Annotated in this window: 20 protein-coding genes; 15 read left to right on the forward strand and 5 right to left on the reverse strand. The window is 28.2% G+C overall.

All coding sequences use genetic code 11. The features are described 5' to 3' along the window. Positions 1-58 precede the first annotated feature (58 nt). Genes AC2D6T_RS06325 through AC2D6T_RS06335 form a run of 3 tightly spaced genes read right to left on the reverse strand, consistent with a single transcriptional unit; the run spans position 59 to position 2179 of the window. Positions 59-409 carry a carboxymuconolactone decarboxylase family protein gene (locus tag AC2D6T_RS06325; RefSeq protein ID WP_438988330.1) on the reverse strand — a complete coding sequence of 117 codons (351 nt, stop codon included), beginning with the start codon at positions 407-409 and terminating at the stop codon, positions 59-61. Then, complete coding sequence (gene tatC / locus AC2D6T_RS06330) at positions 384-1211, reverse strand: twin-arginine translocase subunit TatC (protein WP_484680865.1); 828 nt, start codon at positions 1209-1211, stop codon at positions 384-386. The genes AC2D6T_RS06325 and tatC overlap by 26 nt, the downstream gene beginning before the upstream one ends. Further along, complete coding sequence (locus AC2D6T_RS06335; protein ID WP_298946627.1) at positions 1211-2179, reverse strand: KpsF/GutQ family sugar-phosphate isomerase; 969 nt, start codon at positions 2177-2179, stop codon at positions 1211-1213. The genes tatC and AC2D6T_RS06335 overlap by 1 nt, the downstream gene beginning before the upstream one ends. A gap of 138 nt (positions 2180-2317) precedes the next feature. On the opposite strand from AC2D6T_RS06335, the gene AC2D6T_RS06340 reads away from it, so the two are divergent. Beyond that, positions 2318-4501, forward strand: a complete 2184-nt coding sequence (locus AC2D6T_RS06340) for a RecQ family ATP-dependent DNA helicase (RefSeq protein ID WP_484680866.1) — start codon at positions 2318-2320, stop codon at positions 4499-4501. A gap of 187 nt (positions 4502-4688) precedes the next feature. Here the strand turns inward: AC2D6T_RS06340 and AC2D6T_RS06345 are convergent, their stop codons facing one another. Together AC2D6T_RS06345 and AC2D6T_RS06350 are read right to left on the reverse strand one after the other, a co-directional pair. Next, positions 4689-5366, reverse strand: a complete 678-nt coding sequence (locus AC2D6T_RS06345; protein ID WP_484680867.1) for a ZIP family metal transporter — start codon at positions 5364-5366, stop codon at positions 4689-4691. Next, on the reverse strand, positions 5363-6088 hold the full coding sequence (locus tag AC2D6T_RS06350; protein ID WP_298946633.1) for a class I SAM-dependent methyltransferase: 726 nt from the start codon (positions 6086-6088) through the stop codon (positions 5363-5365). Before AC2D6T_RS06350 ends, AC2D6T_RS06345 begins: the two co-directional genes overlap by 4 nt. A gap of 111 nt (positions 6089-6199) precedes the next feature. Here AC2D6T_RS06350 and AC2D6T_RS06355 point away from each other — a divergent pair, with 111 nt between their 5' ends. The 14 genes from AC2D6T_RS06355 (at position 6200) to AC2D6T_RS06420 (ending at position 18871) form a co-directional block, all read left to right on the forward strand. Next, complete coding sequence (locus AC2D6T_RS06355) at positions 6200-7381, forward strand: THUMP domain-containing class I SAM-dependent RNA methyltransferase (RefSeq protein ID WP_484680912.1); 1182 nt, start codon at positions 6200-6202, stop codon at positions 7379-7381. Positions 7382-7781: 400 nt separating this feature from the next. Beyond that, positions 7782-10229, forward strand: a complete 2448-nt coding sequence (gene priA / locus AC2D6T_RS06360) for a replication restart helicase PriA (RefSeq protein WP_484680868.1) — start codon at positions 7782-7784, stop codon at positions 10227-10229. A 167-nt stretch (positions 10230-10396) separates the two neighbouring features. After that, the gene (locus tag AC2D6T_RS06365) at positions 10397-10954 is read left to right on the forward strand and encodes an RNA polymerase sigma factor (protein ID WP_484680869.1); all 558 of its coding nucleotides are present in this window, start codon (positions 10397-10399) and stop codon (positions 10952-10954) included. Then, positions 10941-11759 carry a hypothetical protein gene (locus tag AC2D6T_RS06370; RefSeq protein ID WP_484680870.1) on the forward strand — a complete coding sequence of 273 codons (819 nt, stop codon included), beginning with the start codon at positions 10941-10943 and terminating at the stop codon, positions 11757-11759. Before AC2D6T_RS06365 ends, AC2D6T_RS06370 begins: the two co-directional genes overlap by 14 nt. Positions 11760-11826: 67 nt before the next feature. Continuing rightward, entirely contained in the window at positions 11827-12930 is a 1104-nt protein-coding gene (locus tag AC2D6T_RS06375; protein WP_484680871.1) for a hypothetical protein, read from the forward strand. A gap of 174 nt (positions 12931-13104) precedes the next feature. Next, entirely contained in the window at positions 13105-13446 is a 342-nt protein-coding gene (gene rpsF, locus AC2D6T_RS06380) for a 30S ribosomal protein S6 (protein ID WP_138535038.1), read from the forward strand. A gap of 3 nt (positions 13447-13449) precedes the next feature. Beyond that, positions 13450-13746 carry a 30S ribosomal protein S18 gene (gene rpsR / locus AC2D6T_RS06385; RefSeq protein ID WP_298946645.1) on the forward strand — a complete coding sequence of 99 codons (297 nt, stop codon included), beginning with the start codon at positions 13450-13452 and terminating at the stop codon, positions 13744-13746. A gap of 15 nt (positions 13747-13761) precedes the next feature. Next, positions 13762-14208, forward strand: a complete 447-nt coding sequence (rplI, locus tag AC2D6T_RS06390) for a 50S ribosomal protein L9 (protein ID WP_298946647.1) — start codon at positions 13762-13764, stop codon at positions 14206-14208. A gap of 108 nt (positions 14209-14316) precedes the next feature. Beyond that, on the forward strand, positions 14317-14787 hold the full coding sequence (locus AC2D6T_RS06395) for a DUF6495 family protein (RefSeq protein ID WP_484680872.1): 471 nt from the start codon (positions 14317-14319) through the stop codon (positions 14785-14787). A 132-nt stretch (positions 14788-14919) separates the two neighbouring features. Beyond that, complete coding sequence (locus AC2D6T_RS06400; RefSeq protein WP_298946651.1) at positions 14920-15333, forward strand: response regulator; 414 nt, start codon at positions 14920-14922, stop codon at positions 15331-15333. A gap of 2 nt (positions 15334-15335) precedes the next feature. After that, complete coding sequence (locus AC2D6T_RS06405; RefSeq protein WP_484680873.1) at positions 15336-15875, forward strand: heme NO-binding domain-containing protein; 540 nt, start codon at positions 15336-15338, stop codon at positions 15873-15875. Continuing rightward, entirely contained in the window at positions 15875-17833 is a 1959-nt protein-coding gene (locus AC2D6T_RS06410) for a PAS domain S-box protein (protein WP_484680874.1), read from the forward strand. Before AC2D6T_RS06405 ends, AC2D6T_RS06410 begins: the two co-directional genes overlap by 1 nt. A 1-nt stretch (position 17834) precedes the next feature. Continuing rightward, complete coding sequence (locus AC2D6T_RS06415; protein ID WP_484680875.1) at positions 17835-18152, forward strand: Hpt domain-containing protein; 318 nt, start codon at positions 17835-17837, stop codon at positions 18150-18152. Positions 18153-18157: 5 nt separating this feature from the next. Next, the gene (locus AC2D6T_RS06420; protein ID WP_484680876.1) at positions 18158-18871 is read left to right on the forward strand and encodes a LytR/AlgR family response regulator transcription factor; all 714 of its coding nucleotides are present in this window, start codon (positions 18158-18160) and stop codon (positions 18869-18871) included. The last annotated feature ends 264 nt before the right edge of the window (positions 18872-19135 follow it).

Raw genomic sequence — 19135 nt, forward strand, 5'->3', positions numbered from 1 at the left:
GGAAATCTTAAAGCACTCACAAACGTTTAGACATTTATATGATGAAACCATTCATTAATTAAGCTTCTTTAGTTTCAAGAAACTCCCAATATTCTACAGCTCTTCTTAAGTGAGGTATAACAATAGTGCCCCCCACTAAATTAGCAATAGACATAGTTTCCATCATTTCTTCTGTAGTTACCCCATTTTTTTTAGCTGCTTCTAGGTGATATTGTACACAATCATCACACCTTAAAACTGCTGAAGCTACTAGGCCTAAAAGTTCTTTTGTTTTAACTGGTAAATGTCCTTCTTTAAAGGCATTTGTATCCAAATTAAATATTCTTTTGATAACTTTATTATCTGACGCTAGAATTTTATCATTCATTTTAGAACGATAATCATTAAACTCTTGGACTTTTTTGTGCATTTTTTTGCTGTTTTTTAATGACCATTTTAGAGACTTTAATACTTACTTCGTATAAAATAAGTATTGGAATTGCTACAATTACTTGGCTAGCAATATCTGGAGGCGTAATAATTGCTGCTAAAATTAACACAACAACCAAAGCATGTTTTCTGTATTTTTTTAAAAATTCTGGGGTTACCAAACCAATTTTAGTTAAAAAATAAACCAAAACAGGTAATTCAAACAACACAGAAACGCCTAGTAACATGTTGGTTACTAATCCTATGTGAGAGTCCATAGTAAAATTATTCTGTATTAAATCTGTAATTTGGTAATTGTATAAAAAATGAATAGATATAGGCGCAATTACATAAAAACTAAAAGCGATTCCAATAAAAAATAAAAATGAGGCTATAAAAATAAAACCTCTTGAGTTTTTAATTTCTTTATCAGTTAAACCAGGAGAAATAAAACGCCAAATTTCCCACAACAAATAAGGAAAAGAGAGTACAATACCTAAAATTAATGAAGACCAAATAGAGTTCATTAACTGTTGTGTAGGTTTTAAACTGATTAAATTGTCTTTAAAAGTAACATCGCAAAAGGTACTATCTATACCCAGCATATTAAAAAAATCGCAAAAAAGTTGGTAGGTAATAAAATCTGGTTTTCTGTGTGCTAATAAAAAGTGTTCGTATACTTCTTTTTGAAAAACAAATAATACAATAGCTATAATAAATATAGCTGATGCACTTCTAACCAAATGCCATCTTAATTCTTCTAAATGTCCTAAAAAAGACATTTCTTTTTGTGCTTTTGCCATTAGAAAATACCTTCTTTTATTAAATCATGTAAATGTACAACACCTACATAGTTATTATAATCATCTACAACTAATATTTGTGTTATATTATTATTTTCTAGCTTTTCTAAAGCTTCAACAGCCATAGCATCTTTATGGATAGTTTTTGGGCTTTTACCCATAATATTTTCTGCCAATAAATTATTAATATCTGTTGTTTTACTTAGCATTCTTCTTATATCACCATCTGTAATAATACCCACAAGTGTATTATTTTCTAAAACAGCAGTTACTCCAAGACGTTTTTCAGAAATCTCTACAATTACCTTAATAACAGAGTTTTTTATATCTACTTGTGGTTTTTCGTTGTTTTTAATAAGATCAGAAACCCTTAAATATAGTCGTTTACCTAGTGCACCACCTGGATGATATTTTGCAAAATCTTTACTAGAAAATCCTCTTAAATCTTGCAAACAAACAGCCAAAGCATCGCCCATAACTAATTGAGCAGTGGTACTAGTTGTTGGCGCTAAATTATTAGGGCAAGCTTCTTTTTCTACAAAAGTATTTAAGGTAAAATTTGCATTTTTACCTAAAAAGGAGTCAATATTTCCAGTAATGGCAATAATTTTATTTCCGTAGTTCTTAATTAGTGGTACCAAAACTTTAATTTCTGGGGTGTTTCCACTTTTTGATAAACAAATGACCACATCATTTTGCTGAACATTTCCTAAATCCCCATGAATGGCATCTGCAGCATGCATAAAAATAGCAGGTGTACCAGTAGAATTTAACGTTGCTACTATTTTTGTAGCAATATTAGCGCTTTTTCCAATTCCTGTAACAATTACTCTACCATTTGAATTTAAAATGTAGTTTACAGCATTCTCAAAATTACTATCTAATAAATTTTTCAAATTTGCAATTGCATTACTTTCTAGTAATATTGTTTCTTTTGCAGTTTGTAAAATTGGTTTCGAATTTTTCAATGGATTTGTATTTTATCAGAATAAAAAAAAGTTATATCTTTAGATTAAGAAACGAGCAAATTTACTATAAAAAATAGTTACAACAAATAATAAAGAAAGTTTGTACATTGTTTTTAATTTAAAACGAATATTAAATAAATGGATTTACATAGTCCTTTAAAAAAGTTCTTCGGATTTAACAAATTCAAAGGCTTACAGGAGCAAGTTGTTAAAAGTATTGTATCGGGTAATAATACCTTTGTTATTATGCCAACAGGTGGTGGTAAATCTCTCTGTTACCAATTGCCAGCTTTAATGCAAGAAGGTACAGCAATTGTGGTTTCACCATTAATTGCTTTAATGAAAAATCAGGTTGATGCTATTAGAGGAATCTCTGAACATAATGGGGTTGCTCATGTTTTAAACTCCTCTTTAAACAAATCTGAAGTTGCGCAAGTAAAAGAAGATATTGCAAACGGCATTACAAAGCTTTTATACGTAGCACCAGAATCTTTAATAAAAGAAGAATATGTTACGTTTTTAAGATCTCAAAAAATTTCTTTTGTAGCTATTGATGAAGCCCACTGTATTTCTGAATGGGGTCATGATTTTAGACCAGAATACAGAAATTTAAAACATATTATAAAAGCAATAGATAACGTTCCTGTAATTTGTTTAACAGCTACTGCTACAGAAAAAGTACAAGAAGATATTTTAAAAACGTTAGGAATTACAGAAGCAAATAGATTTAAAGCTTCTTTTAACAGACCTAACTTATTTTATGAAGTAAGACCAAAGACCAAAGAAGTAGAAAAAGACATTATTAGGTTTATAAAACAAAGACAAGGAAAATCTGGTATTATTTATTGTTTAAGTAGAAAAAAAGTAGAAGAAATTGCTCAAATATTACAGGTAAATGAAATTAATGCTGTGCCTTATCATGCAGGGTTAGATGCTAAAACACGGATAAAACACCAAGACATGTTTTTAATGGAAAATTGTGATGTTGTAGTTGCTACCATTGCTTTTGGTATGGGAATAGATAAGCCTGATGTGCGTTATGTAATACATCACGATATCCCAAAAAGTTTAGAAAGCTATTATCAAGAAACAGGTAGAGCAGGACGCGATGATGGAGAAGGGTATTGTTTGGCATTTTATGCTTATAAAGATATAGAAAAGCTAGAAAAATTTATGGCAAGCAAGCCAGTTGCAGAACAAGAAATAGGTCATGCGTTGTTGCAAGAAGTGGTAGGTTATGCAGAAACCTCTATGAACAGACGCAAATATTTATTGCATTATTTTGGAGAGGAGTTTGATGAAGTAAAAGGAAAAGGTGCAGATATGGATGACAATTCTAGAAATCCGAAGAAAAAGCATGAAGCTAAAGAGGATGTTGCAAAACTTTTATCTGTTATTAAAAACACATTGCAAAAATATAAATCTAAAGAGATAGTAAATACGTTGGTTGGTAAAGAAAATGCTTTATTAACTTCTCATAAAACGCATTTACAGCCTTTTTTTGGTATTGGTAAAGATAAAAAAGCCTCTTACTGGATGGCTTTAATTAGACAAGTTTTAGTAGTAAATTATATTAAAAAAGAAATTGAGCAATATGGTGTTATTAAATTAACAAAAAAAGGGACGCATTTTTTAGAGCAACCGACTTCTTTTTTAATGACTGAAGACCATTCTTATTCTGCTGAAAATGACAATACAATTATTACCAATGCAAAATCTGCTGGTGGAACTGCTGATGATAAATTGATAAAACTTTTAAAAGATTTACGCAAAAAAGTAGCTACCAAATTAGGTGTACCACCTTTTGCCGTTTTTCAAGATCCATCGATAGATGATATGGCTTTAAAATACCCAATTACTTTAGAAGAATTATCTAAAGTACATGGTGTTGGAGAAGGTAAAGCAAGAAAATTTGGTAAAGATTTTATAAAATTAATTGCACAATATGTAGAGGATAATGATGTACTAAGACCAGATGATTTAATTGTAAAAAGTACCGGTACAAATTCAGGGTTAAAGCTATTTATTATTCAAAATACTGACAAAAAACTTCCCTTAGATGACATGGCAAAGTCCAAAGGGTTAGAAATGGAAGAATTGATAAAAGCAATGGAAGCTATAATTTTTTCTGGAACCAAGTTAGACATCAATTATGCATTAGATGATTTATTAGATGAAGATCAGCAAGAAGAAATCTATGACTATTTTATGGAAGCAGAATCTGATAAAATACAAGAAGCTTTAGACGAGTTTGATGGTGATTATGATGAGGAAGAACTTAGGTTAATGCGTATTAAATTTATTAATGAAGTTGCGAATTAAAACAGATACCTTTTATCAATTTTATATTTAATAAGCATTTTTCTACAAGGTAAGTTTTGTTTTAAAGTCTTATTTTTTCTTTAAGTATTTGTTGTTTTTATTTTTTTCAAATATTCATTAATATGTCAAAAAAACATAAATCTATTAACAAATAGGCATGTCACTTTCAATAAAAATTTGCAAAAATCTATAATGTAAAAATGGTTAACATTATTCCCAATAAAATTGCCATAAATTTGTGTAAATTAAATTTATGATTTTCTGTAGTTTCAAAGAGAATAATTGTAGAAATATGTAAGAAAACACCAATAATTATAGCTGTAATTTCAGTGTAATACGTTTTGAAAAAGTCAATTTTATCACCAAATAAAACCCCTAAAGGACTCATGAATGCAAACACTATCAAAAAACTAAAAATTATCTTTTTAGAATAATTAGTGTGAATTAAAAAAGTAGTTAACACAATTGCAATAGGTATTTTATGCACTACAATGGCCCACAATAAATTACTATCTGCATTGTGTATTGGCAAACCTTCAGAAAATGCATGTATACATAAACTAAAAAACAATAACGTTGGGAATTGTTTGCTATCAGAATGCATATGAATATGGCCATGTTCTGCACCTTTAGAAAAAGATTCTAAAACAGACTGTAAAATTATACCAGCAAGAATAAAAACACCAATAATTTTGCCATCAGCACTTGTTGTATAAACATCTGGTAATAAATGTAAAATGGTTACAGAGAGTAAGTAAGCACCGCTAAAAGCTAGTAGTAAACGAACAATTTTGTTACTTGGTTTTATTAAAAATACTAGTAAAGCCCCAAAAAAAACTGCAGTTATTAAAAATATATAACTCATTTTGCCACTATAATTAATCGATTAGAATTTTTAGCATCAAACTTATTTAATTGATAATTGCCAAAAACATGTGTTATTTTAAAACCTATTTTATCTAAAAAAGTGGTCATTTTTTCTAAATCTAAATATTTTACACGTTCTGTAAAATGATGATTTTTTCCATCTGCAAAAAATGAAATATGTTTTAAAATAAATCCCTCTTTTATTTCTCTTTTAATGTAAAAAGTAATGTTATCTACAATTTTAGTTTCTTGGGCAACCAAATTGTTTTTTACAAAAGTTGCATTTAAAAAATCAAACACAAAAAGACCATTTTTTGTTAAACCGTTTTTAATGTTTTGTAAGGTTAAAATATCCTCTGCATCATCTTTAAAATAACCAAAACTGGTAAACAAATTAAAAACAGCATCATACCTGTTATTAAAAGGTTTACGCATGTCATGTAATTTGAATTTTAAAAGGTCATTTTCAAACCTTTTAGCTGCTTTTATACTGTTTTCAGATAAATCTCCACCCGTAACTTTATAGCCTAAAGAATTTAAAAAAACAGAATGACGCCCTTTACCACATGGTAAATCTAGAATATGAGTACTTTTTGGTAACTCTAAAAAAGAGGTAATGTTACGCATAAATAGCTGTGCATCATCATCATTTCTATCTTTATATAATATGTGGTAGTAAGGTGTATTAAACCAATCTACAAACCAATCTGTTGTTTTCATACTTAAAATAATTTGTAAATGTAACTAAATCTTACTTGCTAAAAAATCAAATTTAGAATTTCTAATAATTCCTATTTAGAAAGTGTATTTTTGCAATCAATTTTTATGAGTATGAACAGAGATTTTAAAATGACAGCAACCACCCTTTTTGGTTTAGAAGGTGTATTAGCTAACGAACTTAAATTATTAGGGGCACAAGATATAAAAGAAGGTGTTAGGAGCGTTTCTTTTAGAGGCGATAAAGGTTTTATGTACAAAGCCAATATTGCCTTAAGAACTGCAGTGCGTATTTTAAAGCCTATAAAGACTTGTAAAATTTACGATGAAGAAGATTTGTATGAAGCCATTCAGAAAATAAAATGGGAGAATTATTTAGATGCAGAAGGGACTTTTGCTATTGGTGCAGTTGTAAATTCTAAAAACTTTACTTCCAATTCGCATTATATTTCTTTAAAATCTAAAGATGCCATTGCAGATTATTTTAGACACAAATATCATAAAAGACCCAATGTAGATTTAAAATATCCAGATGTAAAAATTCATGTTCATATTCAAAAAGACTGGTTAACAGTTTCTTTAGATTCTAGTGGAGATTCTTTACATAAAAGAGGATATAGAACAGCCACTAATATTGCACCTATAAACGAAGTTTTGGCAGCAGGTATGGTTTTATTATCTGGTTACAGAGGCGATGAAAATTTTATAGATCCCATGTGTGGTTCTGGAACCATTTTAATAGAAGCTGCAATGATTGCCAACAACATTCCGGCAAACATCAACAGAAAACTTTTTGCTTTTGAGCATTGGAAAGATTATGATGAAGATTTATATTTTACCATACAAGATGCCTTGCTAAAGAAAATTAGAAGCTCGCACTTTAAAATTATGGGTTTTGATAAAGCACCATCTGCTGTACAAAAAGCTAAAGCCAATATAGAAAGCGCCAATTTAGACGAATTTATTGGTGTACATCATGTGAATTTTTTCAACTCAACAAAAGAAGTTTTTGGCAATACCACCATTTTGTTCAATCCACCTTATGGAGAGCGTTTAAATATAGACACTCTAGAATTTTACAAGAAAATTGGCGATACATTAAAACACAATTACCCAGGTTCTACAGCTTGGTTAATTACTTCAGATACCGATGCTTTAAAGTCTGTAGGCTTAAGAACCTCTAAAAGAATTGCTCTTAAAAATGGCGATTTAGATTGTAAGTTTGTAAAGTATGAATTGTATGAAGGTAGCAGAAAAATAAAGCCTCGTAAAGATGAGGCTAACTCAGATGGGTAGATTTTTTTTAGTAATTAACCTTTTTTTAATGACATTAATTAGATGCTATTTTTACTAGAATGATAGATTGGTGTCAACACATGATTTTATTTTTTTTACTGATAATCAAACACTTAAAACCTTATAGTTTTTTATCCAATAAAAAATATCTTTTAAAATATGTTTGTGACCTTTATTTTTTTAATAAATCATTATTAAAAATCTGATACCCCAAAAAAAGTTACTATTTGTTTTCAAATTATTGTTTACAATCTAACGATTTTTATGTAGTTTTGATAGCTAATAAACATATAAAAATGTCAGTTCGAGTGATTCCGATTTTTCATCGGAATTGTATCGAAAACTTTTTTAAAGTGAAGACTTTTTATTTTTTATCATTTCAAAAGAAAAACCAAACGAAGTGACAAACCACTTTATAGATCTTATTTTACCCATTCCACTTCAAAAAACGTTTACCTATTCCGTAACAGAAGACGAAGTTAATTTTTTACAAAAAGGAATGCGTGTAGCTGTTTCTTTTGGGAAAACAAAAATGTACACAGGTTTGGTTTTTAAGATCCATACAACAGCACCTACTTTGTATGAAGCCAAAGAAATCAATCAAATTTTAGATGAAGCACCTATTGTAAGTGAGCAACAATTACAACATTGGCAATGGATTGCAAATTACTACATGTGTGCTTTAGGCGATGTTTATAGAGCATCTTTGCCATCAGCTTTTTTACTAGAAAGCGAAACTATTATTTACAAAAACGAGGCTTTTACAGACGATGTTTCTTTAGAAGACAACGAGTTTCTTATTTTTGAGGCGCTGCAACATCAATCTCAATTAACCATCCATCAAGTTGCTGCTATTTTAGGTAAGAAAAAAGTAATGCCTATTGTAAATGAGCTCATAAAAAAATCTGCCATTTATATAAAAGAAGAAATTTACGAAACCTATAAACCTAAGTTGGTAAAATATGTTCGTTTACATGCAAATTATAATTCAGATGATTCTTTAAATGCCTTATTAGAAGAGTTAACTAGAGCCAAAAAACAAAGAGAAGCCGTTTTAACATTTTTTCAATTATCAACCACAAAAAAACCAATAAAAGCGAAAGATTTAGAAACTGCAGCCAATGTTTCATCTTCCATTTTAAAATCTTTGGTAACTAAAAATATCTTCGAATTTTATCACATACAAACAGATAGAATCAATTTTAAAGGAGATACCAACGATTTAAAAACCTTAAACGAATTCCAAGTAAAAGCACTTTTAGAAATTAAAGAAACGTTTACAACAAAAGATGTTACATTGTTGCATGGAATTACAAGTTCTGGTAAAACAGAAGTGTATACAAAACTAATTCAAGAGGTTTTAGACACTGGTAAACAAGTATTGTTTTTACTTCCAGAAATTGCCTTAACAACGCAAATTATAGCGCGTTTAGAATTTTATTTTGGGAATCAAATTTCTGTATTTCACTCAAAATATTCTATGAACGAAAGAGTAGAAGTGTGGAACAATGTTTTGGAAAACAAAACAAAAGCACAAATTATATTAGGGGCAAGATCTTCGGTTTTTTTACCTTTTTCTAACTTAGGTTTAATTGTGGTTGATGAAGAGCATGAAACTTCTTACAAACAATTTGAGCCTTCACCAAGATACAATGCTAGAGATGCTGCTATTGTTTTGGCAAAAATACATCAAGCAAAAATATTGCTAGGTTCTGCAACACCATCGTTAGAAACCTATTTTAATGCACAGCAAAACAAATATGGTTTTGTAGAATTAAATAGGCGTTTTGGAAATGTTCAATTACCAAAAATTGAGTTGATTGACGTTAAAGAAAAACATAAAAAAAGAGAAATGAATGGTCATTTTTCTGATAGAATGCTCAAGTTAATTCAACAAGCTTTAGACGAAAAAGAGCAAGTTATTTTATTTCAAAACAGGCGTGGTTATTCGCCAGTTGTAGAGTGTAAAACCTGTGGTGTTTCTCCAGAATGCCCAAATTGTGATGTTACTTTAACGTTTCATAAATACAAACATGAATTACGTTGTCATTATTGCAGTTATCAACGTGCAATGCCTAATATTTGTGCCGCTTGTGGTAGCAATACTTTAGATACCAAAGGCTTTGGAACTGAGCAAATTGAGCTGGAATTAAAAGAGCTATTCCCCGATTTTAAAATCGGTAGAATGGATTTAGACACCACTCGTGGTAAATTTGGTTATCAGAAAATAATAGGTGCTTTTGAAGCTAGAGAAATAGATATTTTAGTAGGTACACAAATGCTCTCAAAAGGTTTAGATTTTGAAAATGTGTCTTTAGTAGGTGTTTTAAATGCAGACACCATGTTAAACTTTCCAGATTTTAGAGCACATGAAAGAGCGTATCAAATGATGGTACAAGTTTCTGGTAGAGCAGGTCGTAGCAAAAAACAAGGCAATGTTGCCATCCAAACTTACAATCCATATCATAAAATATTGCAACAAGTTTCTACCACAAATTATATAGAAATGTATAAAGAACAGTTGCAAGATCGTTGGCAATACAAATACCCGCCTTATTACAGATTGATAAAAATCACTCTAAAACATAGAGATTACAACAAAGTTGATACAGGTGCAAATTGGCTATTTAAAGCTTTATATAATGTTTTTGGAGAGCATGTGTTAGGTCCCACAGCCCCTGCAGTTTCAAGAATCAGAAATCAGTATATTAAAAATATTGTAATTAAAATTCCACCAAAACAAAGTTTAGCAAATACCAAAAACTCAGTTTCTAAAATTAAAAATACTTTTGATGCTGTTAAAGACTTTAGACCTATTCGTTTTATTATTGATGTGGATGCGTATTAGGTAGGTTTTTGGTTTATAATTTTTAATTATTTTTTTTGTATTTAGTTATTTTACTAAAACTATCAAACAAAAACTAAAAGTCATTTTTTTTTTTTTTACAAAGCAACCATTTTTAAACTTTGGGAGTCTATATATTTGTAAGGCAGTAAAAATAGAATCTAAGAGGCTTGAAAATTATACCATTGCATAACCAAAAATCACTTATTAAAAAAGCAAGTGATCATGACAGAGAAGCGCAAAAACAATTATTTGAGCAATTTTCTCCTAAAATGTTGGGCGTTTGCAGGCAATATGTAAAAGATTTACATCACGCAGAAGATTTAATGTTGCAAGGATTCTTAAAAGTCTTTACCAATTTAGCTAAGTTTAAACACGAAGGGAGTTTTGAAGGCTGGATTAGAAGAATTATGGTGAATACCTGCTTTTCTTACCTCCGAAAAAAAAATGTAATAAATCTATCTGATGAAGATTATATATTTAATGATGCAGCAATAGAAAGTTTAGAAAATACTTCTGGAGAAGATATTCAAAAACTGATAGATCAATTACCAGAAGGATATAAAATGGTATTTAATTTATATGCCATAGAAGGTTATAAACACTCAGAAATTGCCCAAAAGTTAGGTGTTTCTGAAAGTACATCAAAATCGCAATTATTTAAAGCACGTAAATTATTGCAAGAAAATTATCTTAAAATGAATACAACAATTCATGAAATCAAATAAAATAGATACTAATATAAAAGAAAAGTTAGCAAACAGAACTTTTGAACCCTCAGCTTCTGCTTGGGAACGTTTGTCTACTCAATTAGACCAACAGTCAAAGCAACAAAAGAAGGGTTGGTTTTTTTATATAGGGTATGCAGCAAGTATTTTGGTGCTAATTTCTATAGGGGTTTATCTTTTATCTAATAAAGAAGTAGTAATTATACCAGAAAACATCATAGTAGATACACCTATTGATACTGTAATTATTAAAAATAAAATTGATAAAATTTTTAATGAAATTCCTGTAGAGGAAGTCATTGTTAAAAACGAGAAAAAAGTAAAAGAAATTAAACCTAAAAATGTAAGTTTGATTACAGAGAAAAAATCAAAGAAAAAAGTAAATACAATTGCAAATAATGTAAATATTATTAAAAAGGAAATGAATAAAAAAGAAATTAAAAATAAAGTAGCTGTATATATTGATGAACTAAAACCATTAGTAAAGAACCAAACCGTTGCATCTAAAATAGTAAACAATACAAATAGTCGAATTAAAGTAAGTGGAGCAGATTTATTATATGCTTTAACGCACACAGAAACAGAAGTAAAAGCCTATTATGCAAAGGTTAATGTTACAAGAGATGACGTTTTAAAAACGATTAAAAGTGAGCTTAAAAAATCGAATTTAAAAGTGAATCCTGAAACCATTTTAGCAGAAGTTGAAAGTACTATAGATGATGATTTTTTTCAGAATAATTTTCTAAAATCGCTTAAAAGAAGAGTAACAGACATAGCCTCTGCAATTGCTAGTAGAAATGATTAATTATATTGTTAACTTAAGCAGAAACAAAGATCTTGAAAAAATAATAAAATTTAAAAATCAAAAAAACATGAAAAAAATATTACCAATAGTATTCTTTTTTGCATCATTAGTTGTTGTTGCACAAGAAAAAACCTTTGAAAAAGAAGTCGCAAAAATTTCTAAAAGAATTGAGTTAATTACAAAAAAACAGAAAGATTCTTTAAAAACCAAAGTGCTAGAAATTGACAAAAAACTAGAAAAAGGAGAAATTACAAAGCCAACTGCAGAAACTTTAAAGAAAGAATTAGCGGCTTATCATGCAAAGCAAATAGAACTAAAAGTTGGTGAGCAAGAACATCTGTTACAGTTATTGGTGCAAGATAAAACCAATGGTAAAATAGCAAGTTCTTCAAATAAAAATTTTAGTAATAATGACGAAATAAACACATTCACAGTTGGTAATAAAACGTTTCGTTTTACTGTTGATAGCGATAATGGTGATACTAGTAGAAATAAGGAAAAACAGCATAGATCTAACAGAAGAAACAGAAGTACCACTACACAATTTGTATTTGCCATGGGGGTAAATAATGTATTGCAAAACAACCAACTATCTTCTTTAAACGATTCAGAATATCAATTTTGGCGCTCTCGTTTTTACGAGTTAGGTTTTACTTGGAAAACAAGGTTTTCTAGAGAAGCTTCTCAATTATACTTCAAGTATGGTGTTTCTTTTCTTTGGAATAATTTGCGCTTGAAAGACAATCAATATCATGTAAAAAATGACGATGTAACAGAAATTCAAGTCTTTTCACAAAGTTTAAAAGATAGTAGATTACGACATGTACAAATGAATTTCCCAATACATCTAGAGTGGGATTTATCTAAAAATAAAAAATACAAAGATGGTTTTGTATATGATAAAAGAAACAGATCTGTAAAAATTGGAGTAGGAGGTTTTGCAGGTTTTAAGTTAGGAACAAGGCAATATTTAGAATATTCAGATCCAAATAATGGAGACATAGAACAAGTAGCTTACGATAATTTTAACATGAATATATTTAATTACGGTTTAAGCACTTACGTGGGATATAGATCTACTAGTCTTTACGTAAAGTACGATTTAAATCCACTATTTAAAGATACAGAAACAAGAAATATTTCTATGGGGATTCGTTTTGACCTAAATTAAAAGAACATATAATTTTTATGAAGAGGATTGAGAAAAATTATTATGACATCTCAAAGAGATAAATAAAGCATTTGATCTCAAAAAAAATAGCTAAACAATTTGTGTTTAGATAGCTGTAATTATTAAAAAGTTATTATATTTGCACCCTTAAAAATAAACAATAAATATTTAATTATGAATCATTACGAAACTGTTTTCATTTTGAATCCCGTTTTATCTGATACTCAGATAAAGGAAACAGTACAAAAGTTTGAGGACTATTTGGTTTCTAAAGGTGCCGAAATGATTTCTAAAGAAGATTGGGGCTTAAAAAAATTAGCGTATCCAATCCAAAAGAAAAAAAGTGGTTTTTATCACTTATTTGAGTACAAAGTAGCTGGTGAAGAAATTGCTGCATTTGAGTTAGAATTTAGAAGAGATGATAGCGTTATGCGTTACCTTTCTGTTAGATTAGACAAACATGCTGCTGCTTGGGCAGAGAAAAGAAGAGAACGTGTTAAATCTACTAAAAAATAAGACATGGCAACAATAGAACAACAAGCAAAAGGAGGTAAATCTGCTGACGTTAGATATTTAACGCCATTAGATATAGACACTAAAAAAGAAGCAAAATACTGTAGATTTAAAAAGAAAGATATCAAGTATATCGATTATAAAGATGCAGACTTCTTAATGTATTTAGTAAACGAACAAGGTAAAATTTTACCAAGACGTTTAACAGGAACATCATTAAAATATCAACGTAAAGTTGCGCAAGCAATTAAAAGAGCGCGTCATTTAGCGTTAATGCCTTACGTTGGAGATCTATTAAAATAATAAATACGTAGAGACATGGAATTGATATTAAGACAAGACGTAGAAAATTTAGGTTTTAAAGATGATGTTGTAACTGTAAAAAATGGTTATGGTAGAAACTTTTTAATACCTACTGGGCAAGCTGTTTTAGCTACAACTTCTGCAAAGAAAGTATTAGCAGAAAATTTAAAACAACGCGCTTATAAAGAAGCTAAATTAATAGAAGATGCTAACAAAATAGCAGAAGTTATTAAAGGATATGAAATTAAAATTGCATCTAAAACTGGTTCTGGAGACAAATTATTTGGTTCTGTAAACAACATAGATTTAGCTGCAGCTTTAGCAAAAGAAGGAACAGAAGTTGACAAGAAATTCATTAAAGTTGTTGGTGGTTCTGTAAAAAGATTAGGTAAATACGACGCATCTGTAAGATTACACAGAGAAGTAGTTGCTGATATTACTTTTGAGGTTGTTGCTGAATAGTAACAAACTTTTACACATTTTTTAAAAAGCTCGTTAGAAATAACGGGCTTTTTATATATACAATCTAATGTCAGATTAAGCGCAATAAAATATAAATTAAATATATTTATGAAATACAGACAATTAACAAAAGAGCAATTTGAAAGTTTACACCAAGAATTTGCTCGTTTTTTAGCGAGTCAAAATATAGATGCAACCGAATGGAAACAAATTAAAGAAGAAAAACCAAACGTTGCAGAAGATGAAATGAATGTGTTTTCTGATGTTGTTTGGGATGATGTATTAGATAAAACAAAATATTTAGAGCACTTTTCTAAAACAACAGCCAATTTGTTTAAATGCGAAAATGAAGAAATACACAGAATTGCTATTCAAGTAAATTGGGATATTAATCTATTAGAACAAGAAGGTTTTGAGTGGTTACTTAAAAACCCAATGGACAATTCAGTAGAGGTTTTTAGAGGAACAAAACCCTACAATCAATCTGACAGAAATGCAGAATTATTTGATTTAATTGAAAAAGGAAGTTCTATTTCTAAAGGAGAAATCTACGAGTATTTCAATCAATTGATATCTTAATCAAAATTATATATCAAATAATATTTTTCCTAAAAACTCAATTATTTTACATAAAATTTATTAAATCTTAACTTTTTTTTAAAAATTACTTTATTTAAGCTAATATTGTATTCATTAATTATTAAAATAAAAATGAAAAAGAAATTAAATGTTTTATTGATTGAGGATAATCTAATCGAAATTATGAAAATGAAACGTACAATTTCGTTTCTTAAATTAAATCATAAACTCCAAGAGGCAAAAAATGGGGAAGAAGCTCTAGAAATCTTAAAGGATAAAAATAACTTTCCTGATATAATTTTGTTAGATTTAAACATGCCTAAAATAAGTGGTATCGAATTTTTATCTATAATGAAAGAGAATGAAGATTTAAGGCATATTCCTGTTATCATTCTAACAACTTCAGATAATAAAAAAGATTTAACAGAGTGCTTTAAAATAGGCGTTTCTGGCTACATTTTAAAGCCATTAAAATATGATGACTATGTATTTAAAATTGAAAAAGTTTTAAGTTATTGGAGCTTAAACGAATTAAAAAAAGACTAAGTATGAAAGGCATTGTTTTTACAGAATTTTTAGATTTGGTAGAAGATAAATTTGGTTTAGAAATGGTTGATAAAATTATTTTAAACGCTAATTTAAAATCTGAAGGAGTTTATATATCTATAGGAACATATAGTTTTTCTGAAATGTTACAATTATTACAACATCTTAGTAAATACACAGATATTTCTATAGATAACTTACTTTTAATCTATGGAGAACATTTCTTTTCAGTAATAGAAAATAGCTACCCAGGTCTTTTAGCAACTTATAAAGATCCTATAGAAATGCTTTCATCTATTGAAAATCATATACATGTTGAAGTATTAAAAATTTACCCAGATGCAGAATTACCTACCTTTCTTGTAGAAGAAAAATCTGAAATATCGTTAATTATGGTCTATAAATCTAGTAGAGCAATGCATCATTTTGGACTAGGGTTAATGAACAAAACTTTCGAACATTTTAATACCACTGCAACGATTCAGTTAGAAAAAATTAAAGAAGATGGTACAGAGGTTAGATTTACAGTTATTAAAAATTAATGGATAGTAACAAAGTAGAAATATTAGAACGTGCATTAAAACGAGAAAAAGCAGCTAGAAAAGCAGCCGAAAAAATATTAGAAGAAAAATCTAGAGATTTATACCTATTATCAGAAGAGTTAAAAACACTCTTAAATGAAAAATCTTTTTTATTAAAAGGTTTATTTGATACTATAAATGATGCCTATTTAGTTATTGACTTAAAAGGCAATATTTTAGAAATGAATAAAGTAGCTTTTAAGGTAATTAACAGCGACTTAAAAAAAGAAAAAATTAATATTAAAGACTTAGTTTACAAAGATGATATTGACTATGTAGAAGATTTTTTTAAAACCTTACACAAAGAGGGCTCTACAGATGCATACACACTAAGAATTTTAACGAAATCTAAAGAAATAATGTGGTTGCAAGTAAAAGGAACTTTGTTATTTAATAATGAAAACAAACCTATTGCAGCACAAGCTATAATTAGAGATATAACTAAAGAAAAAAAAGCATCCGATTTATTAGTTGAATCAGAAAACAGACTGTCTTCTATAATAATGAATTTAGATAAAGCAGTTTTGTTAGAAGATGAGAATCGAAAAATAGTACTAACAAATCAAAAATTTTGCGATCTTTTTAATATACCTGTTTCTCCTGATTTAATGATAGGACGAGATTGTTCTAATGCTGCAGAACAAAGTAAAGAACTCTTTAAAAAACCAGAAGATTTTGTAAACAAACTATCAGAAATTTTACAAAAAAAAGAAAAAGTTTTAGCAGACGAATTAGTGATGAAAAACGGTACAATCTTAGAAAGAGATTTTATACCTATTGTAAGTGATATCAAATATAAAGGACATCTTTGGACATATAAAGATGTTACATTAAAAAAACAATATAATAAAAGTTTAGAAACACTAAAAGAAAAGTACAGTAACATTATAGCAAACATGAACCTTGGTTTAATGGAGGTAAATAATCAAGATGAAATTTTAATGATAAATCACAGTTTTGCTAAAATGTCTGGTTACTCAGAAAAAGAGTTAATTGGTAAAAAAGGAATTGAGGTCTTTCTTGATTTTGTTGATGCTGAAACTTTACATAAAGAAAGTTTAAAAAGAATTAAAGGAAAATCTAATTCTTACGAATTAAAAGTAAAAAATAAGAAAGGAGATATTAAACATTGGTTGGTTAGTGGAGCTCCTAACTATAATTTACAAGGAGAAACTATTGGTTCTATTGGGATTCATTTAGATATTACACCACTAAAAACCTTACAATTTCAAAAAGAAAATATTTTAAAAGAATTAGAGCAAAAAAATAAAGACTTAAACGAATATGCTCATATTGTTTCTCATGATTTAAAATCACCTTTAAGAAGTATTGATGCTTTGGTTTCTTGGATTAAAATGGATAATGCAGATATGTTTGATGATGTAACCCTGCAAAACTTTAATTTAATTTCAAAAACATTAGAAACTATGGAAAAAATTATTTCTGATGTATTAGAATATTCTAGCGCTGGCGCAAATACAAGTAAACAGGAAATTGTAAATCTTAATAAAACATTAAATAATTTAAAAAAGGTACTATTTATACCAGAAAATATTTCATTAAACGTGTTAACTAAATTGCCTGTAATTGTAGGTGATGATATAAAATTTCAACAGTTATTTCAAAATCTCATAGGTAATGCAATTAAATTTTCTGATAAAGAAAAAGGGATTGTAGAAATTGACTGTGTAGAAAAATCAACATATTATCAATTTTCAATTAAAGATAACGGAATGGGTATCGAAAAAAAATATCATGATAAAATATTTAAAGCTTTTCATTCTTTAAATAAAAGTGAAGATTCCTCTGGAATTGGATTGTCAATCGTTAGAAAAATAATCGATTTATACAAAGGGAAAATCTGGTTGGAAAGTGAGCCAAATGTAGGTACTACTTTTTATTTTACTCTAAAAAAATAAGATGGAAAAACCTAATTTAATATATATAAACCAATTGGCAAGAGGAGATAACTCTATAAAAAACGAATTGATAAATATTATTAAAACAGAGTTTCCAGAAGAAAAAAAATATTATTTTGAGAGTTTACAACAAAATAATTTTAAAAAAATAGCAGAAAATGTTCATAGACTTAAACATAAAATTAGTATTTTAGGCCTTAGTAATAGTTACAAAGTAGCTAAAGAGTTTGAACATAATCTTCGCGAGCACAGTTTAGAAAGAAAACAAGATTTTGAGAAAATTTTAATAGCAATTACACATTATATAGAAACCTTATAACTTTTATGAATTGTATCATTATAGATGATGAAAAAATGGCAAGGTCTATTTTAAAAACCTTGTGTAATGAAATTAAATTACTTACTGTAATTGGAGAATATTCTAACGCAATAGAAGCGATAAAGTTTCTAAATGATAACAAGGTAGATTTAATTTTTTTAGATATTCATATGCCAGATTTTAATGGTTTTGATTTTGTAGAAACTCTTAAATATAAAACAAAAGTTGTTTTAATTACCTCTGATGACCAACTTGCTATAAAAGCTTTTAAATATTTAAATATTGTTGATTATTTATTAAAACCACTTTCTTTAGATTCTCTAGAAAAATCTATAGAAAAAATAAAAATGTTGGATGTTGATTCAAATACAGGTTCTAAAACTTTAGAAAAAAAGAAAAACCATGAATCAGATTATATTTTTGTAAATATAAATCATAGGTTAATTAGATTAACAATAAATGAAATAAATATAATTCAGTCTGATAAAAACTATATTTTAATTACAACAGATACTGAAACTCATAAAGTGAATATTTCTCTAAAAAAAATTCAACAAAGACTACCGTTAAAAAGCTTTTTTAGAGTACATAAATCATATATAGTTAATTTGAATAAAATTGTAGATATAGAGGATCGTACAATTGTTATTCAAAAAAATGTAGTACCAATTGGAAATAAATATTGGATGAATTTAAAAAATCGTCTTAACCTAATTTAATTAGGTACGATTCTTTATTTTTAATACACAATATCATATTGTAAATACCAAATTGTACTTAATCGCTACAAATAGCTATTTCATCATTTATTATGTATCGTTCATACTTTGAAGGCGTTTTTTTTAAAATGAAAAAAATATATTTGTCATGTTATTATAAACACAACAAATTAAAAGTTCTTTAATAGTATTATAATTGATTTCATTTTATTTCCCCCCGGTCATAAAGTCCCCCATTTTTTTTTAATTCAAATTATAATTTAT

This window comes from Polaribacter sp. YIW18, assembly GCF_057219325.1.

Excerpts from the sequence above, each read along its gene's own strand:
- AC2D6T_RS06325 (WP_438988330.1), bottom strand. The coding sequence starts at position 409 with ATGCACAAAAAAGTCCAAGAGTTTAATGATTATCGTTCTAAAATGAAT.
- tatC (WP_484680865.1), bottom strand. The coding sequence starts at position 1,211 with ATGGCAAAAGCACAAAAAGAAATGTCTTTTTTAGGACATTTAGAAGAA.
- AC2D6T_RS06340 (WP_484680866.1), top strand. The coding sequence starts at position 2,318 with ATGGATTTACATAGTCCTTTAAAAAAGTTCTTCGGATTTAACAAATTC.
- AC2D6T_RS06345 (WP_484680867.1), bottom strand. The coding sequence starts at position 5,366 with ATGAGTTATATATTTTTAATAACTGCAGTTTTTTTTGGGGCTTTACTA.
- AC2D6T_RS06350 (WP_298946633.1), bottom strand. The coding sequence starts at position 6,088 with ATGAAAACAACAGATTGGTTTGTAGATTGGTTTAATACACCTTACTAC.
- AC2D6T_RS06355 (WP_484680912.1), top strand. The coding sequence starts at position 6,200 with ATGAACAGAGATTTTAAAATGACAGCAACCACCCTTTTTGGTTTAGAA.
- AC2D6T_RS06370 (WP_484680870.1), top strand. The coding sequence starts at position 10,941 with ATGAAATCAAATAAAATAGATACTAATATAAAAGAAAAGTTAGCAAAC.
- AC2D6T_RS06375 (WP_484680871.1), top strand. The coding sequence starts at position 11,827 with ATGAAAAAAATATTACCAATAGTATTCTTTTTTGCATCATTAGTTGTT.
- rpsF (WP_138535038.1), top strand. The coding sequence starts at position 13,105 with ATGAATCATTACGAAACTGTTTTCATTTTGAATCCCGTTTTATCTGAT.
- rpsR (WP_298946645.1), top strand. The coding sequence starts at position 13,450 with ATGGCAACAATAGAACAACAAGCAAAAGGAGGTAAATCTGCTGACGTT.
- rplI (WP_298946647.1), top strand. The coding sequence starts at position 13,762 with ATGGAATTGATATTAAGACAAGACGTAGAAAATTTAGGTTTTAAAGAT.
- AC2D6T_RS06395 (WP_484680872.1), top strand. The coding sequence starts at position 14,317 with ATGAAATACAGACAATTAACAAAAGAGCAATTTGAAAGTTTACACCAA.
- AC2D6T_RS06400 (WP_298946651.1), top strand. The coding sequence starts at position 14,920 with ATGAAAAAGAAATTAAATGTTTTATTGATTGAGGATAATCTAATCGAA.
- AC2D6T_RS06405 (WP_484680873.1), top strand. The coding sequence starts at position 15,336 with ATGAAAGGCATTGTTTTTACAGAATTTTTAGATTTGGTAGAAGATAAA.
- AC2D6T_RS06410 (WP_484680874.1), top strand. The coding sequence starts at position 15,875 with ATGGATAGTAACAAAGTAGAAATATTAGAACGTGCATTAAAACGAGAA.
- AC2D6T_RS06415 (WP_484680875.1), top strand. The coding sequence starts at position 17,835 with ATGGAAAAACCTAATTTAATATATATAAACCAATTGGCAAGAGGAGAT.
- AC2D6T_RS06420 (WP_484680876.1), top strand. The coding sequence starts at position 18,158 with ATGAATTGTATCATTATAGATGATGAAAAAATGGCAAGGTCTATTTTA.